13 protein-coding genes are annotated in these 16,518 nt (G+C 67.1%); 8 read left to right on the top strand and 5 right to left on the bottom strand.

All coding sequences use genetic code 11. From position 1 onward, the window contains the following. Positions 1 to 35: 35 nt before the first annotated feature. The 4 genes from JD276_RS01340 to JD276_RS01325 form a co-directional block, all read right to left on the bottom strand. The gene (locus JD276_RS01340; protein WP_307866382.1) at positions 36 to 1,196 is read right to left on the bottom strand and encodes a glycosyltransferase; all 1,161 of its coding nucleotides are present in this window, start codon (positions 1,194 to 1,196) and stop codon (positions 36 to 38) included. A 19-nt stretch (positions 1,197 to 1,215) separates the two neighbouring features. After that, on the bottom strand, positions 1,216 to 2,328 hold the full coding sequence (locus tag JD276_RS01335; protein WP_200112980.1) for a DegT/DnrJ/EryC1/StrS family aminotransferase: 1,113 nt from the start codon (positions 2,326 to 2,328) through the stop codon (positions 1,216 to 1,218). 100 nt (positions 2,329 to 2,428) lie between these two features. Beyond that, on the bottom strand, positions 2,429 to 3,469 hold the full coding sequence (locus JD276_RS01330) for a glycosyltransferase family protein (RefSeq protein ID WP_200112978.1): 1,041 nt from the start codon (positions 3,467 to 3,469) through the stop codon (positions 2,429 to 2,431). Positions 3,470 to 3,651: 182 nt separating this feature from the next. After that, positions 3,652 to 6,123, bottom strand: coding sequence for an LGFP repeat-containing protein (locus JD276_RS01325; RefSeq protein ID WP_200112976.1), 2,472 nt, complete (start codon positions 6,121 to 6,123; stop codon positions 3,652 to 3,654). A 204-nt stretch (positions 6,124 to 6,327) separates the two neighbouring features. Between JD276_RS01325 and JD276_RS01320 the strand changes: the two genes are divergently transcribed. The 4 genes from JD276_RS01320 to JD276_RS01305 are packed head-to-tail and all read left to right on the top strand — an operon-like array spanning position 6,328 to position 9,168. Beyond that, positions 6,328 to 7,032 carry a glycosyltransferase family 2 protein gene (locus JD276_RS01320; RefSeq protein WP_200112974.1) on the top strand — a complete coding sequence of 235 codons (705 nt, stop codon included), beginning with the start codon at positions 6,328 to 6,330 and terminating at the stop codon, positions 7,030 to 7,032. Positions 7,033 to 7,038: 6 nt separating this feature from the next. After that, on the top strand, positions 7,039 to 7,401 hold the full coding sequence (locus JD276_RS01315) for a DUF2304 domain-containing protein (protein ID WP_200112972.1): 363 nt from the start codon (positions 7,039 to 7,041) through the stop codon (positions 7,399 to 7,401). A gap of 23 nt (positions 7,402 to 7,424) precedes the next feature. Further along, on the top strand, positions 7,425 to 8,438 hold the full coding sequence (locus JD276_RS01310; RefSeq protein WP_200112970.1) for a Gfo/Idh/MocA family protein: 1,014 nt from the start codon (positions 7,425 to 7,427) through the stop codon (positions 8,436 to 8,438). Further along, positions 8,431 to 9,168 carry a DapH/DapD/GlmU-related protein gene (locus JD276_RS01305; protein ID WP_200112968.1) on the top strand — a complete coding sequence of 246 codons (738 nt, stop codon included), beginning with the start codon at positions 8,431 to 8,433 and terminating at the stop codon, positions 9,166 to 9,168. Before JD276_RS01310 ends, JD276_RS01305 begins: the two co-directional genes overlap by 8 nt. Positions 9,169 to 9,180: 12 nt before the next feature. Here JD276_RS01305 and JD276_RS01300 read toward each other — a convergent pair whose 3' ends face one another. Continuing rightward, a complete protein-coding gene (locus JD276_RS01300) occupies positions 9,181 to 11,664 on the bottom strand; it encodes a glycosyltransferase (protein ID WP_200112966.1) in 2,484 nt (827 codons plus the stop codon). 205 nt (positions 11,665 to 11,869) lie between these two features. Between JD276_RS01300 and JD276_RS01295 the strand changes: the two genes are divergently transcribed. From JD276_RS01295 to JD276_RS01280, 4 genes are all read left to right on the top strand, one after another. Continuing rightward, the gene (locus JD276_RS01295) at positions 11,870 to 13,228 is read left to right on the top strand and encodes a glycosyltransferase family 4 protein (RefSeq protein ID WP_200112965.1); all 1,359 of its coding nucleotides are present in this window, start codon (positions 11,870 to 11,872) and stop codon (positions 13,226 to 13,228) included. Between the two features lie 93 nt (positions 13,229 to 13,321). Beyond that, complete coding sequence (locus tag JD276_RS01290; protein ID WP_200112963.1) at positions 13,322 to 14,158, top strand: ABC transporter permease; 837 nt, start codon at positions 13,322 to 13,324, stop codon at positions 14,156 to 14,158. Further along, positions 14,155 to 15,216 (top strand): ATP-binding cassette domain-containing protein, encoded by a 1,062-nt coding sequence (locus JD276_RS01285; RefSeq protein WP_200112961.1) that lies wholly within the window; start codon positions 14,155 to 14,157, stop codon positions 15,214 to 15,216. Before JD276_RS01290 ends, JD276_RS01285 begins: the two co-directional genes overlap by 4 nt. 63 nt (positions 15,217 to 15,279) lie before the next feature. Next, entirely contained in the window at positions 15,280 to 16,488 is a 1,209-nt protein-coding gene (locus JD276_RS01280) for a glycosyltransferase (protein ID WP_200112959.1), read from the top strand. Positions 16,489 to 16,518 lie beyond the last annotated feature (30 nt).

Genomic DNA, 16,518 nt, shown 5'->3' with positions numbered 1-16,518 from the left:
CGAATGATCCGTGTGGGAACGCCGCTGTCGAGTTCTCATTGAGGGTGTCCTTCGAGCGCCCGCACGGCATTCCGCGCAGCAGCGTCGAGGCCCACACGCTCGGCCACCCAGACACCGAGGCGTTCTCGTTCCGTGCGGCTTGGCGGATTGGCGAAGGCTCGAGATAGCGCCTTCGCCACCGTGTCCACCTCGTATCCCACGCTCTCACCGACACGCGCATCTTTCTGATGAGTGCGAAGGAACTCGGGCACCGCGCCCGCACCCGCATAGACGACGGGTGTTCCGCACGCGAGCGAGGCGTAGACCTTCGTAGGAAACGCGAAGTCGTACCCGGAGTCGGGGCGGATCGAGGCGAGGCTCACGACGGCCCCGCGGATCCATTCGGCTGCCGTCGCGGGCGGTACCGTGGGCACGAACTCCACTGCTCCTGCAGGTAACCGGGCGGCCCTGGCTTGGAGTTCCGGCCAGTCGCTGCCCTGCCCGAGAAAGACGAGCTTCGCTCCGGGGTGCTCATCGAGCACGCGCTCGAGCGCATCGATGAAGACCCCCGCCCCCTGCCACTCGGAGGCGGTGCCCGAATAGATCGCGTAGGCGCCGCCCTGATGACGCGGCCCGTCGACCGTGAACACCTTCGTGTCGATGCCGTTGCCGACGGTGTGGATACGGCTCCCAGGAGCCAGCTCCCGCACGCGCTCGCTCACTCCGGCATTGACCGAGAGAACACCGCGAGCACCTGAGAGAGCGAACCGCTCCATACTCCGCACGACGGTTACGACCGCTCCGCCTGCCCCCGTCGAGGCTGCGGCGTCGGACCAGACGTCGGCTGCGTAGTAGGCGTAGGGAGTGCGCCTGAGCGCCGTCGCGAGCCTCACGAAGAACCCGGTCGTCGGAGGAGGCTCGACGACGACGAGGTCGCGCTTCGGGCCGAACAGCACGCGGAAGAATAGCGGAACATCGAAACTCATGTACTGCAGGTAGCCGCGAACGTACCCGGTACGGTCCCTGAGCACCGGGAATCTCCGAACTCGGTAGCGTCGGTTGCGGTCGGAGTCGTCCCGCTGAGATCGCACCGGCCTGACCGTGAGCACCGAGACCTCGTGGCCCGCCTCGGAGAAGGCATTCGCGAGCGCCGCGAGTCTGAACGACGCCGCACTCGGCTCGGGCTCGAAGATGCGGCTCGCGATCGCGACTCTCACGCTGCTGCGGTTCCCCGGATCACGCGCCGGCGCGCACGACATCGGCCACCGCTGCGACGATGCGGTCGAGATCCCCCTCGCTGAGTGACGGATGCACCGGCAACGACAGCACCTCGCGCGCCGCACGCTCGGTCTCGGGAAGATCCAGACCCGGAGCGAACTCCGCGAGTGAGGGCAGTCGATGGTTCGGGATCGGGTAATAGACACCGGACCCCACCCCGTGCTCCTCCTTCAACGCCTCGCGGATCCGATCCCGCTCACCCGCATCGAGGCGGACCGTGTACTGGTGATAGACGTGCACCGCCCCCTCTGCAACCCCCGGGGTCTGCACGCCCGGCACCCCGGCGAGCCCCTCGTTCAGAGCCGCCGCGTTCCGCTGACGCTGCACCGTCCACCCATCGACCCTGGTGAGCTGCACACGACCGATCGCCGCGTGCACATCGGTCATACGGGCGTTGAAACCCACCACCTCGTTGGCGTACTGCGTCTCCATGCCCTGGTTGCGCAGCAGCCGCACGTTCCGCGCGATCTCATCGTTCGCGCACGAGACCATGCCCCCCTCGCCCGACGTCATGTTCTTCGTCGGGTAGAGGCTGAACATCGCGAAGTCGCCGATCGTGCCCACCTGCCGGCCGTCCCAGCTCGCCCCGTGGGCCTGCGCCGCGTCCTCGTAGATCCCGAGACCGTGCTCCTTCGCAATCGCCTCGATCTCATCGACCAGGAACGGGTGACCGTAGAGGTGCACCGGCATGATGCCCTTCGTCTTCGGCGTGATCGCCGCACGCACCGCCGCAGGATCCAGCGTGAAGTAGTCGGGCTCGATGTCCACGAACACCGGAGTCGCACCCGTCAGCGCCACCGAGTTGCCCGTCGCCGCGAACGTGAACGACGGCACGATCACTTCGTCACCCGGCCCGACGCCAGCCGCGAGGAGCCCGAGGTGCTGCCCGCTCGTACCCGAGTTCACGGCTACCGTGGCACGCCCGCCCACGAAGTGCTCCGCGAACTCCTGCTCGAACGCGGCGACCTCCGGACCCTGCGCGATCATCCCCGATCGCAGCACCCGATCGACGGCCTCGCGCTCTTCGTCACCGATGATCGGCTTCGCAGGGGGGATGAAATCAACTGGCATCGGTACCTCGGTCCCGTCTCTATTTCATTTCAGTACTTGGGTCTCAAGAGTACTCGATACACTGCTGAGCCATCGTGGACAGTACGGAACCAACTCCGCACTACCTCTGCTCGAGCCAGTCTGCGAGCACTCTGCCGCTCTGCGTTCCGTCGTGCCAGGCGCGTACGAATCGCAGCCCCTTCTCCGCGATGTTTCGCGCCGCGGGTCGATCGTTCGCCAGACCTAGGAGCACGTCTCTGAGGTCGTCGGGTGTGGCCTGAACGATGGGCAGCTCTTCTCCGGTGAGTTCGCGAGTACGTGTGCGCACGATATCCGACACATGGGAGACGCAAACACGTCCCGCAGCCATCGCCTCACCAGCTGCCACGCCATAGTTCCCCGTGCGGAAGTGGTCGAGCACAATATCTGCCGAGCGGTATACCTCCGGCATCTCGGCGTGCGGAATACCGCTCACCTGCACATATTCGATCTCACCGGCCTCGTGCATCGCGCGCAGTTGATGCTCGATGAGTTCAGTCCCCTTGATGAAAGAACGAGAGGGAGCGTGCACGACCCTCGGGGGCCCTTCGTGCGCGAGGGGAGGCTCGTTCGTGCGCCAAGCATCGACATCCACGACCACCGGCAACCATGTCGCTTCTTCGACCTCGCTGAGAAGAGCCGGAGTCGAGACAAAAACCGGTATCCCTGTTCGAGCGATTACCTCACGACTGAAAGCGGTTCTCGTCGCCATCTTCGCCCGGAACTCGGGATCCACGGCAAAATGAGAACGAGGCTCAGCTTTCATATGCGTCTCCGGGTCACGGATATCGCTTCCGTGGAACAGCAGAGCGCAGGAAGCGCCAGCTGCACACAATTGTCGGATCTGCTCAGCGATACCATTGGCGTCGCCCTGCCCGAAGGGCGACATAGCCGACTCGACGACGACGGCGCGGTAGGTATTCAGCGCCTCCCGCTGTTGACGCCGCCACTTGTGCGATCGTGATGCGTAGTCCCGTGAGACAGCCTGATCCACCGGATATCCGAATGTGTCATCTCCCGCGTAGAAACGCATACTGGTGGCAGCTGTATTCGGCCGCACCCGTTCGAGCGCGCGCGCCCACTGATAGTTCTGACCGGCCGATCCGACCGGTCCGATGTACACGCGCTCGACCGACCCTCCCGAGGGTGCGAGCGGTGGGAACTGCGCGCCACCTCGACGCAGCCGTGATTCGGATCGCAACTCGAACAAGCGTGATCTCATCCACTGAAACACGTTTCTCCTCGGCATGTCAGTGCTGTTGGCACGTTCGGATGGCGCATGGAGTGTCCAGCGTCATGGGCGCCTTATCCTATGGCTTCAATCCGGCTCACTCCGGTGCGGAGATCATGCACGATCGTTCCACCCTGGAACGACTGCCGTTCTTCGTTCCCCACCTTCGTAGCGGCGGACGTAGGCCATCCCAGGGCCCCCGACAGCCCCCCTTGAGCACTGTAGAAACTGCGAATCTCGCCGGTCACCATGAACGTCCCATGTACGGAAGAAGCGATCGCCGCGTTCTGGAAGCCTTGGACTACCCCGCCGCCGTTCGCACTCTCCGTCCTCGCCTCTCCTGTGGGCCATCCCGGTGTCCCGGCCAGGCCACCCGCAGCACCGAAGGTCTTACGGATTTCGCCGTCGAGCAGAACCGGAACTGTTGTTCCATTGCGCTGAACCAGGGCTCCGCCCTGGAATGCCTGAACGGAACCGCCACCCTTCACAGTGTGCTGGACTGCGTTCGATTGCGGCCATCCGAGTGTGCCGGTGAGCCCGCCGTGGGCGCCGAAAGCCGTACGCATCACCCCCGAAAGCACGTATGACCCGGATGCCGTACTGGTTATGGCACCGCCCTCGAACCCCTGAAGGGTTCCTCCACCGTTGGCGCTCTCGACTCTGGAGTTACCCGTCGGCCAACCCAGCGCTCCTCCCAGGCCGCCGGCAGAAGCGAACGGAGCCCGGATCGGAGCCATGACGGCGTACGCGCCGGTACGATCCGACGCCGCGATCGCACCATTCTCGAAGGCGTGAACGCGTCCCCCCTTGCCCTGAGAGACAGTCTGAGTATCCCCGAGGCTCTTCCCCAGGTCGATCCCCGCTTTCTTCAGCGCCTCATATGCATCCCGCACATCCTTGGTCATGGATACGACGTTGCCGTTGCCATCCACCTGGATCGTCCCGCCGACGAAGTTCTGAGAGCATGATCCGTCAGAAACACATACCTGATCGGATGTCGGCCAGCCGTACTGTCCCGATACACCGCCCGCGGATCCATACGCTTTTCGAATATCGCCGGCCACGATGTGGGCGCCCGTGGCCTTACTCCAGGCGATGGCTCCGTTCTTGTGCGCCTGCACGAATCCTCCACCGTGAGCAGCTTGGGCCCGAGCAGACTGGGTAACGGCGCCGAGCTTCGAGGCTGCTGAGGTGGCCACCGAGTCGATCTGGGGGATCCTGATGGAGACGGCCGAGCCGCTGAGCAGAATACGTCCGTTCTCAAAGTTCTGACTGCATTGGGTGCTCGTTGTGCAGACCTGCTCTCCGGTAGGCCAGCCAAGAGGGCCGTTGTACGCCAGCGCCCATTCAGCGTAATGACCGCGGATAGAGCCAGTGACGGTCGCAAAACCGTGTTCCGCGCTCGATGAGACCGCACCCCCTTGGAACCCCTGGGTCCTGCCGCGGTCCCACTCTTGCTGATCCGAAGTCGGCCAACCCAGGCGTCCTGTGATCCCGCCTTGACTACTGAAATAGGTTCTGAAATCCCCGGTCAGGATGAATGCCGTGCTTGTGCCGGACCGCCACGCTACAGCACCGTTCTCGAATGCCCGTACGACACCACCACCATTGTGGTCGTAGTAGTTGTATTCCGAGGTCGGCGCACCCAGCCAGGAGTTCTGGGCGCGCTTCTCATCGATCTTCGGGTAGTTGGCATCAACCTTCGGGTTCCCGAACCAGGTCTTGTAGAAGTTGTAGAAGTTGCGGTTGCCGTAGCTCGAGCAGGCGTCGCCCGTGCCCCAGCCCGCGTTCAGCGCCGCCTGGTTCGGGCGGTAGGGCGTGTAGATGTAGAGGGCCGCCGTCGCCCAGTTCTCGATGTAGACGTTGGAGGTGCCGCAGCCGATGTTCGGGTGCCACTGGATGCGGTTGCTCTGGAAGGGCTTGTAGTTGTAGCTGTTGGGGTGCGCGCGGTACACCTTCAGCTGCCAGGCCGCCCGGTACACCTGGTTGAAGAAGCCGTAGTACGCCGAGTCGCAGTTCGCCGAGCCGCCAGGGCCCGAGTCGGGGCAGGCGTAGCCCATCGCCACGTCGAACTGCCGCACCGTCGGCCAGGTGTCGGTGACGAGGCTCTGCTCCTTCTCGAGCATGATGAGCAGCACCCGCTGGCTGATGCCGCAGGCCTGGCCCACCCTGGCGATGATGCTGGCGGCCGTCTCGTTCGCCACGCCGCCGTAGGCGCCGCAGTAGGCGTTCGCGGGCCGGCTCTGCGTCGTCACGCGGAAGTCCCGCAGGCAGTTGTTGGCGATCCTGGTGCTGCCCCAGGCGGAGCCGGGCGCGCGGCCCGGATCGCCGATGGTGCAGTCGGGCACCCGCTGGTTCAGGAAGCTCTGCACCTGCGAGGCGCTCATCGCGTTGCCGCCGTAGAAGTTCTCGTCGGAGATGATGTTCCCCGGGTCGAATCCGTCGGTCACGTTCGCGGCGTGGGCCGGAGGGGCCTGCATCAGGGAGAATGCGACGAGCAACGCCGTGAAGAGCGCCAGTAGCGGATACCCGCTTCGGCGCGACACGCTTCGGACTCCCACGAATGTCCCCTACCCTCTGAGCTGCGTCCCCAGACCCCCTGGGCAGACTCGACTAGATCAGAGTAGTCGGCCCCGTCACCCTCCACAATGCTGGGCGGGCGGAGCGGGAGGCGCCGGACGGCGGAGGAGACGGCGCCGGAGGGCGGCGCGAGGCGGTTCCCACAGCGGGCATCTGCCAGAATATGGGGCATGACCTCTTCGCAGCCCGGGCGCATCTCCGGCATCCCCGGGAATGGCGACGTCTGGGTGGTGATCCCCCTGTACAACGAGGCGCCGGTCATCGCCGAGGTCATCCGCGGCCTGCTGCCCGCCTTCCCGAACGTCGTCTGCATCGACGACGGATCGCGGGACGGATCGGGGGAGGTCGCGCGCGCGGCCGGTGCCCGCGTGGTCACGCACCCCATCAACCTCGGCCAGGGCGCCGCCCTGCAGACGGGCTTCGAGTACGTCCTCGAGCGCCGCGGGAGGTACACGGTCACCTTCGACGCGGACGGCCAGCATCGGGTCGAGGATGCCGAGGCGATGGTGGATCGCGCCCGGACCGACGACCTCGCCATCGTGTTCGGCTCGCGGTTCCTCGACAAGCGCACGAAGGCCGGCCTGCTGAAGCGCATCGTCCTGAAGACCGCGACGACCGTGACGAACTGGTCGACGAGGACGAAGCTCACCGACGCCCACAACGGCCTCCGCGTCATCCGCGAGGACGCGCTGCGCGCGATCAAGCTGCGGCAGGACCGCATGGCGCACGGCACCGAGATCGTCGTGAAGCTCGGACGCACGGGCCTCCCCTACGCCGAGCATCCGGTCGAGGTGCTCTACACCGACTACTCCAAGGCCAAGGGGCAGTCGCTCCTCAACTCGGTCAACATCCTCATCGACCTCATGATCCGGTAGGCGTCCATGACTCTGTTCCAGTTCATCCTGATCGCGGGGGTCGTGCTCGCCGCGATCCTGCTCATCGTCCTGATGCCCGGCGACCGCTCGCGGGCCATCAAGCGGATCTTCGCGCTCCTCTTCGCCGCAGCCGCGGTGCTCGCCATCCTCTTCCCGAACGCCCTCACCGCGATCGCGGGCTTCTTCGGCATCGGGCGCGGTGCCGATCTGCTGCTCTACGGCTCGGTCATCGCCATGCTGCTCTTCGCCGTCTCCGTCATCCGCGCGAAGGCGCGCAGCGACGACCGGGTGACGGAACTCGCCCGCGCGGTCGCGCTGATGGAGGCGCGCCTGCGCGAGCAGCAGGAGGAGGGCACGGACGAACGATGACTCCCGCCAACGAAGGAGGCACTATGGCCATCAGGATCGGCATCATCGGACTCGGCATGATGGGGCGCCACCACGTCCGAGTCGCGCGCGAGGTCGAGGGGGTGGAGCTCGTGGCCGTCGCCGACGGCATGGGCGACCCACACGGAGCCGCGGGGGGTGTGCCCCGCTACGACAGCGTCGAGGAGCTCATCGCCCACGGCATCGACGCGGCGGTCGTCGCCGTGCCCACCCAGTTCCACGAGGAGGTCGGGCTCACCCTGGCGGAGGCCGGCGTGCACGCTCTTATCGAGAAGCCCATCGCGCACTCGATCGAGGCCGGGCAGCGCCTCGTCGACGCATTCGAAAGCCGCGGCCTCATCGGCGCGGTGGGCCACATCGAGCGCTTCAACCCGGCGCTCATCGAGCTGCGCAAGCGCCTCGACAGGGGCGAACTCGGCCAGGTCTACCAGATCCACACCCGCAGACAGGGCCCCTTTCCCTCCCGCATCGCCGATGTCGGCGTGGTGAAGGATCTCGGCAGCCACGACATCGACCTCACCGCCTGGCTCGCGGGCTCGGGCTACGTCGGCGTCGCCGCGCAGACCGCCTTCCAGAGCGGTCGGCAGCACGAGGACATGGTCACCGTGTCGGCGAAGCTCGCGAACGGCATCATCACGAACCACCTCGTGAACTGGCTGACCCCGTTCAAGGAGCGGTTGACATTGGTCACGGGAGAGCGGGGATCCTTCATCGCGGACACGCTCACCGCCGACCTTACCTTCTACGAGAACGGCACCTTCACCTCCGACTGGGACGCGGTCACGGCCTTCCGCGGTGTCAGCGAGGGGGCGGTCACCCGGTTCGCGCTCGAGAAGCGGGAGCCGCTGCGGAGCGAGCACGAGGCGTTCCGCGACCGCATCCTCGGCAGGCCGAGCGAAGCCGTCACGCTTCGCGAGGGGCTCGAGGTGCTGCGCGTGTGCGAGGCCTCGATCGAATCGGCGAGGAGCGGGCGAACCGTGCACCTCGGGCGCATCGACGACGAGGCCTCCGGTGAGTGAGTCGCGGATCAGCCCGCACGCCTTCGTCGGCCCCGGCGTCGAGCTCGGCGAGCGCGTCTCGATCGGTCCGGGGGCCGTGCTGCTCGGCCCCTGCGTGATCGAGGACGACGTCTACGTGGGAGCGGGCGCTCAGATCGGCGCTCCGCCCGAGATGACCGATCACGAGCAGAACGCGGCGTGGGCCGGCGACCTCCGGCACGCCGGCGTGCGCATCCGCCGCGGAGCGGTGATCCGGGAGGGCGCCGTGATCCACCAGGGCAGCTATCGCCCCACGACCGTGGGCGCCGGTTCCTGGGTGCTGAATCGCGCCTATCTCGCCCACGACGTGCTGCTCGGCGAGGGGAGCACGCTCAGCGCCGGCGTCAGCATCGGCGGCCACTGCGAGATCGGCGCCCGCGTCAACCTCGGCATGAACGCCTCCGTGCACCAGCGCACCTTCGTCGGCGCCGGCTGCATGGTGGGTATGGGCACCCCCCTCGCGAGGGATCTTCCCCCGTACGTCAAGGCGTTCGGATCTCCGGCGAGGATCCACGGCGTGAACGCGATCGGCATGCAGCGGCACGGCGTCGACGCCGGCCAGGTCGCCGCCCTGCGGGCCGCGTACGCCTCCGGGGATCTGCTGCTCGAGGGCGCGGGCGCGGAGTGGAGCGGGACGCTGGCCTCGGACATCGCCGAGTGGCGCCGGCGGGAGCACCGCCGACCGGCGACCGCCGTCTCCGGTCTGGGCTGACCCGGCTCCGCGCTACCGCCCGAGCCGCTGCTTGACCTTGCGGATCACGGCGCCCGGGCCCTGCCGCACGAGCAGCAGGCCGGCTCGGCGCGCATCCTCGACGATCCCGTTCTGCCCCGCGGGGCGGCGGCGCTTCGCCGGCCTCCCGTCGGTCCGCGCCATGCTGACCTCGCCGCGCTTCACGCGATCCGCCGCGTAGCGGGCCTCCTCGACGAACTCGACGAGGGGCGCGAACACCGTGCCCCACTCGTACTCGGGGCGCACCTCCGCGATGGCCCGCCGGGCCTGCTCCAACTCGCCCTCGGTGAAGAGCAGATCCTCGAGCGCGGCCGCCAGGGCGTCGACGTCCTCGGCGGGGACGGCGCGACCGAGGCCGCGCTCCTCGACCAGCTCGGCGAAGTGATCGCCCTCGGTGACGACCATCGGCAGCTCGGCCCACAGGTAGTCGAGGATGCGGGTGCGGAAGCTGAACGTCGTCTCGATGTGCGAGTGGTGCGTGCTGACGCCGAGGTCGGCCTCGACGAGGTAGTTGCCGCGGTCCGCGTAGTCGACCCACGACCCGTTGAAGAAGACGTTGGTGTCGGCGACCCCGAGCTCGGCGGCGAGCGCCCGCGAGTCGGTCACGATCTTCATCTCGGGCACGCCGGGATGGGGGTGCTTGGTGCCGAGGAAGTAGAGCTTGACCTCGGGGTGGGTCTCGGCGACCTTTGCGACCGCCCGGATGAGCGTGAGCGGATCGAACCAGTTGTAGAGCCCGCCGCTCCACAGGAGCAGTTTGTCGTTCTCGCCGATGCCCGGGTGCACGCCCTTGAGCACGCGCTTCTCGTGCTGCGGGGGCTCGTGCCCGAGACCGAACGGCACGACGCTGATGAGCCCAGTGAGGTCGGGATCGTCGGCGTAGTTGGCGGGGTTCACGCGCCCGAGCGCGGCCAGCTGGCCGAGGTAGAAGTGGCGCTGCCGCTCCGAGGCGCAGAGGAAGTAGTCGCCGCGCGCGAGCTGCTCGTTGAGCACGTTCGTCGCATCGGCCGTGGCCCGAGTCCAGGCCTCCTCGCCCTGCGGGCGCCCCTGCTCGAGCTGCTCCAGGTGCATCGGGTCGTAGATGTCGACGACCAGGATCTTCTGCGTCTTGCGGATCGCCGGGAACAGCGCCATCGCGAGCCCCTGGAAGATGATGACGTCGGCCCACTCCTCGTGGGCCGCCATCGCCCTGTTGTCGCCGGGCTTCACGGTGTCGAGCACGAAGTCGGCGTCCAGATCCTCGTGGCCCTCCAGGCTCACGAGCCGCACGTCGTTGCCGCCCGAGAGCGCCTCGGCCATGTGCCAGGCGCGGATCGCGGGACCGGCCATCTTCACGCCGAGCGGGTCGCCCGTGATGATGAGCACGTTGGTGCGCTCGGGGCCGTCGAGCACGTCGAAGGCCTCGGTGATCCGCTGGTACCCCTTCATGAAGTGCTCACCGGTGAAGGAGGGCGCGTTCGTGTCGAGGAACAGCCGGTGGATCACGTGCTCGGGGGTGGCGCGGGACTCCTGGATCTCCCGCCTCGACTTCACGAGCGAGGGCAGCTCCTGCACGAACTGGTCGATGGCGTAGAGGGCGGCGACGGTGTCCTTGGGGACGGCCTCCGTCAGCTCCAGGTCCGCCGACGACTTGCGGATGTCGTAGGAGGTCGAGTCGAGCCCGCTGCGGGCGATGCTCCGCCGGACGGTGAGCAGCAGGGTAGCCGCGAGCGTCTCGTCGAGAGCCTCGTCGCCGAGGTTCTTGTAGAGCGTGTAGAGCGCGTTGCGCTCGATCAGGTACGTCTCCTTGTAGGCCCCGAGCTTGTCCATGCTCGCGTGGTGCTTGTGGAAGGCGAGCGAGGCCGGCTCGTAGGCGAAGCGGTACCCCTTCAGGTTGAGCCGCCAGCCGAGGTCCACGTCCTCGAAGAACATGAAGTAGCGCTCGTCGAAGCCGCCCAGCTCCTCGTAGACGTCACGGCGCACGAACATCGCGGATCCGGTGCCGAAGAGCACGTCGTGCGGCAGGTCGGGCTTGTCCGGGATCGGGAGCCCCGCGTGGGGCTTGTACCCCATGCCGAACCAGGTGAGGCCCGAGCCGATGAAGTCGACGTTGTTGCCGTCCCAGTCGAGGACGCGGCTGGCCACCGCGCCGATCCTGGGCGAGGACTCGAAGCGGGCGACCGCCTCCCGCACCCAGCCGCGGTCGGGCTTCGCGTCGTTGTTCAGGAAGGCCACGATATCGCCGCTGCTCTTCTTGGCGCCGAGATTGCAGCCCCCGGCGAAGCCGAGGTTCTTCCGCGACTCGATCAGCTTGACGTGCGGCGCGGCGGCGCGGATGCGCTCGGCGCTGTCGTCCCCGGACGCGTTCTCGACGACGACGATCTCGAGTCGCTCGGCGGGCCAGTCGAGCTGGCCGAGATGCCGGATCGCCCCGATCGTGTCGTCGGCCCCGCGGAAGTTCACGAGGATGACGGATACGACTGGCGCCTGCGGTTCCATGCGGGCTCGCTTTCTCGAGACGGTCGGGGTGTCCGGATGCTGCGGGCGGCTCGTCGCCGGCCGCGGCTCTCCGGCTCTTCTCCTCTAGCATCGTAGTTGCTCCGCCGGCACCGCACCGCTCAGCACCCCGCCGCCTTGCCAGCCGCGCTCAGGTTGCCCCGGCTACACTCTCTGGTGCTATCCCACGGAGAGGCCGACAACACGTATGAACACCGACGCTCGACCACAGCGCCAGCGCATCCTCGTCGTCACCGCCGATGTCCTGGGCGTCAAGATGGCCGGCCCCGCGATCCGAGCCTGGGAGATGGCGAGCGCGCTCCATCGGATCGCCGATGTCCGCCTGGTCTCGACTCAGGCCTCGTCGCTCGAGGCGGTGGAGTTCCCCGTCTCGACGGCGGACGAGGCCGAGCTCCGCGAGCACGTGCGGTGGGCCGACGTGCTGGTCTTCCAGGGGCACACGCTCTCCTCCTATCCCTGGATCTGCGACGAGGACGTCATCATCGTCGCCGACATCTACGACCCCATGCACCTCGAGACCCTGGAGCAGGGGAAGGATCTGCCGAGCGGCGACCGCGAGGCACTGATCCTGCAGACGACGGAGGTGCTGAACGTCCAGATCGAGCGCGCCGACTTCCTGCTCTGCGCATCCGAGAAGCAGCGCGACTTCTGGCTCGGCCAGCTCGGAGCGCTCTGCAGGATCAACCCGTACACCTACGACGCGGATCCCAGTCTGCGCAATCTCATCGACATCGCGCCGTTCGGCATCTCCGACTCCGTCGCCGAGCAGACGCGCCACGCCATCAAGGGGACGGTGCCCGGCATCGACGTCGACGACCAGGTGATCATCTGGGGCGGCGGCGTCTACAACTGGTTCGATCCGCTCACCCTCATCAGGGCCGTCGCCTCGCTCGTCGAGCGGCACCCGAAGCTGCGCCTCTACTTCCTCGGCGTCAAGCACCCGAACCCCCTCGTCCCCGCGATGCGCGTCGCGACGGAGACGATGCGCCTCTCCGACGAGCTGGGTCTGACGGGGAAGCACGTCTTCTTCAACACCGACTGGGTCGACTACCACGACCGCGTGAACTACCTGCTCGACGCCGATCTCGGGGTCAGCACCCACTTCGAGCACGTCGAGACGGCCTTCAGCTTCCGCACCCGCATCCTCGACTACCTCTGGGCGGGCCTGCCGATCGTCGCGACCGACGGCGACACCTTCTCGGGGATCATCCGCGATCACGAGCTCGGCGCCGTGGTCCCCCCGGAGGACGTCGAGGCGCTGGCCGCCGCCATCGAGGACGTCCTCTACGCCGGTCGACGCGAGGAGTTCAGCGCGAACTCCCGTCGATTCGGCGAGACGATGACCTGGAGTCGGACGCTGAAGCCGCTGCTCGACTTCTGCGCCTCGCCCCGTCACGCCGCGGACTACCCGAACCTCATCTCCTCGCCCCGTCAGCAGGTGCGGGAGCACATGACGCGCCGCATCGAGCAGCTCGAGGCGAGCACGTCGTGGAAGATCACGCGGCCCCTCAGATCGGTCAGCAAGCTGTTCAGGCCCGAGGAGTAGGCCGGCGTCGGCGGCTTCGAAAACCTCATACACTTGGTACGCCGACGGCTCGCCGTCGATCATGTCATCCGAAAGGCCAGTTAGGACGTCGCCATGCAGTTTTTCCGGGAGCTCTGGTCATCGCGCGAGCTCCTGGGGAACCTCGTCCTGCGCGAGACCCGCGGCCAGTACAAGCGGACGGTCCTCGGCAGGCTGTGGTCGCTGCTGAACCCTCTGGCGTCGATGCTGATCTACACCTTCATCTTCTCGATGGTGTTCCGCATCCAGCCGGAGCCCGGCGACCCGAGCGGGCTCAACATCTTCCCCGTCTGGCTCATGTGCGGCCTGCTGCCGTGGGGCTTCTTCATGGGCAGCCTGAACGCCACCGCGAACTCGCTCGTCTCCAACGCGGGTCTCATCACGAAGGTCTACTTCCCGAGGTCCGTGCTCCCGCTCGCGGCGGTCGGCACGATCGGCATGAACTGGCTGCTCGAGATGCTCGTCCTGACGATCGCCCTGCTGCTCGTCGGCGCGAACGTGCTGATGTGGATCCCGGGAACGCTCCTCATGATGCTGCTGCTCGCCATGTTCGCGAGCGGCCTGGGATGGATCCTCTCGATCGTCAACATCCACTTCCGGGACACCCAGTACCTGCTCACGATCCTGCTGCAGCTCTGGATGTATCTCACGCCGATCATCTACCCCGTCTCGCTGATCCGTGACATGTCCGACCGGGTGGGCGGCCTGCTGGGAACCGACGTCACGGTGTTCGACATCTACACCCTGAACCCGATGTACCACTTCGTCACGGCGTTCCGCCAGCTGCTCTACGACAACCGCTGGCCCGACACGGTCCACCTGGTCACCTGCGTGGGCTGGACGGCCGCGGCGGTGCTGGTGGGCGTCGTCGTCTTCAACCGCTCCGAGAAGAAGATTGCGGAGATCCTATGACCGAGACTGCAGTGAGCGTGAGGGGCCTCGGCAAGAAGTTCCGGCTGTACCACGAGCGCAACCAGAGCCTGAAGTCCGCGATCATGCGCCGGAAGGTGTCGGAGCACGAGGACTTCTGGGCGCTGCGGGACATCACGTTCGATGTTCCCCAGGGCTCCAACTTCGCCCTCATCGGCAGCAACGGCTCCGGCAAGTCGACCCTCCTCAAGTGCCTCGCCAAGATCCTCTGGCCCGACGAGGGCGAGATCACGAGCACCGGCCGCGTCGCCTCGCTGCTGGAGGTCGGATCCGGCTTCCATCCCGAGCTCTCCGGCCGGGAGAACATCTTCCTGAACGGCTCCATCCTCGGCATGAGCCGCAAGGAGGTCGCCCGGAAGTTCGACGAGATCGTCGACTTCTCCGAGATCGGCAAGTTCATCGACCAGCCGGTGAAGAGCTACTCGTCGGGCATGTACGTGCGGCTCGGCTTCTCCGTCGCCATCCACGTGCAGCCCGACGTGCTCGTCGTCGACGAGATCCTCGCGGTGGGCGACGCCGCCTTCCAGGAGAAGTCCCGCGCCAAGTTCGACGAGCTGCACGAGCAGGGCAAGACCGTCATCCTCGTGAGCCACTCCCTCGGCACGGTCATGCAGATGTGCGATCAGGCGGCGTGGATCGAGAAGGGCTCGCTCAGGCAGGTGGGCCCCGTCGAGGACGTCGCCGGCGCGTACACCAGCAGCGTGTTCCCCATCGCACCCGAGTTCGAGGCGGCGTTCGACCGCGAGCGCAAGTCCGAGCTCGGCTGGCCCTCCTCCCATCGGAACCCCATCGCGGTGCACGGCCACGGCGTCGTCCAGGCCTTCCAGAGAGGAGCGCTCTGCTGGTCGGAGCGGACCGGCGTGCACGCGATCAAGGAGCCCATTCGCACCTTCTTCAACGCGGTGGGCGGCATCGACGAGCTCGGATGGCCCAAGGACGACGCCGTCACCACCGGAGACGGCACCGTGCGGCAGCACTTCCTGCGGGGAACGATCGAGATCCCGCAGAGCGGGATCCCGCGCCTCACTCCGGTCGAGTGACACCCCCGTCCCGCCTCTCCGGGCCGTACCTGTGGGGCCGATGCCCGATGGTAGCGTAGACCTGTGCCCCGCCTCCTGCTGACGAACAATCATCTGGCGAACTACGGCGGTTCCGAGATGGTCGCTCTCGAGCTCGCCGAGGAGTTCGCGGACCGCGGTTGGCACGTCGACGTCTTCACCAACTACGCGGATGAGCCGTTCAGGAGCGAGTTCGAGAAACTGGCTCCCGGCGGCCTCGTCCGACTCCACGAGGCAGAGGCCCCGCGGACGATCGACCACTACGATCTGCTGTGGGTGCAGCACGGCGTGCTCCCCGAAGCGATCATCGACTCCCTCCGCTCGAGACCGGCCGCCCTTCCCCTCGTGTGGCATCACATGTCGACGCTCCCCGGCATCGAATCGCCGGTACTCGCGGACATCGAGGCAGCGGTCGCCTCCCTGAGCTCGTTCAACTCCGCGGAGACGCGCGACGCACTCCTGCAGTACGGGCTGCCGGAGAACCGCACGGAGCTGCTCCCCAATCCCGCTCCTCGCCCCTTCACCGAGGAGTCTCCCCCCGCTCCGGCATCCTCGGATCTCGCCACCGTCCTCCTGGTCTCGAATCACCCCCCTGCGGAGATGACGGAGGCGATCGAGGCGCTCGCAGCCTCGGGCGTCGCCGTACGCCGGGTCGGAGGCGATGCGCCGGCCAGGGTCACTCCCGAGACCTTCCGCGACGTCGACGCCGTCGTCACGATCGGCAAGACGGCCCAGTACGCGCTGTGCCTCGGCATTCCGGTGTACATATACGATCACCTCGGCGGAGACGGCTGGCTCGGATCGGACGACTTCGAGACCGCCTGCCTGTTCAACTTCAGCGGGCGACCGACGAAGCGCCGGATCAGCGGCGCCGCCATCGCTCGGGAGATCATCGAGGGGTACGACGCGGCGCGCGCGTTCTCCGCGGAGCGCATCCAGGAGCACCGGGATCGGTTCAGCCTGCGCAATCACGTCGACGCTCTGCTCGAGCGGCTCGCCGACGAGTCGACGCCCAAGCATCCGCTCAGCGCAGCCCACGCGAAGCGTTGGACGGCGTATGCGAAGATGCAGCGCGACAATACGCGAGCCATTCACGGCGCGTGGAAGGCCAACGAGGAGCTGCAGCATTCCGCACCGGAACTCCAGAAGACCGTCGCAGAGCTGACCGACGCGAATGCAGCGCTGCGCCGTTCCCGCTCGTACCGCCTGGGGCACGCGCTCCTCCGGCCGCTGAGCAGGCTCCTGCGGCGCTGAGGAAGCGCGTAGCTGCTCCCGCCGACCGGG

The organism is Leucobacter chromiisoli, assembly GCF_016522505.1.
Classification (GTDB): domain Bacteria; phylum Actinomycetota; class Actinomycetes; order Actinomycetales; family Microbacteriaceae; genus Leucobacter; species Leucobacter chromiisoli.
Note: the sequence above shows the minus strand (reverse complement) of the source record. Positions and strands in the feature narration are given on the sequence as shown.

Coding starts and splice junctions, on each gene's coding strand:
- JD276_RS01335 (WP_200112980.1), bottom strand. CDS start 2,328: ATGCCAGTTGATTTCATCCCCCCTGCGAAGCCGATCATCGGTGACGAA.
- JD276_RS01320 (WP_200112974.1), top strand. CDS start 6,328: ATGACCTCTTCGCAGCCCGGGCGCATCTCCGGCATCCCCGGGAATGGC.
- JD276_RS01315 (WP_200112972.1), top strand. CDS start 7,039: ATGACTCTGTTCCAGTTCATCCTGATCGCGGGGGTCGTGCTCGCCGCG.
- JD276_RS01310 (WP_200112970.1), top strand. CDS start 7,425: ATGGCCATCAGGATCGGCATCATCGGACTCGGCATGATGGGGCGCCAC.
- JD276_RS01300 (WP_200112966.1), bottom strand. CDS start 11,664: ATGGAACCGCAGGCGCCAGTCGTATCCGTCATCCTCGTGAACTTCCGC.
- JD276_RS01295 (WP_200112965.1), top strand. CDS start 11,870: ATGAACACCGACGCTCGACCACAGCGCCAGCGCATCCTCGTCGTCACC.
- JD276_RS01290 (WP_200112963.1), top strand. CDS start 13,322: ATGCAGTTTTTCCGGGAGCTCTGGTCATCGCGCGAGCTCCTGGGGAAC.
- JD276_RS01285 (WP_200112961.1), top strand. CDS start 14,155: ATGACCGAGACTGCAGTGAGCGTGAGGGGCCTCGGCAAGAAGTTCCGG.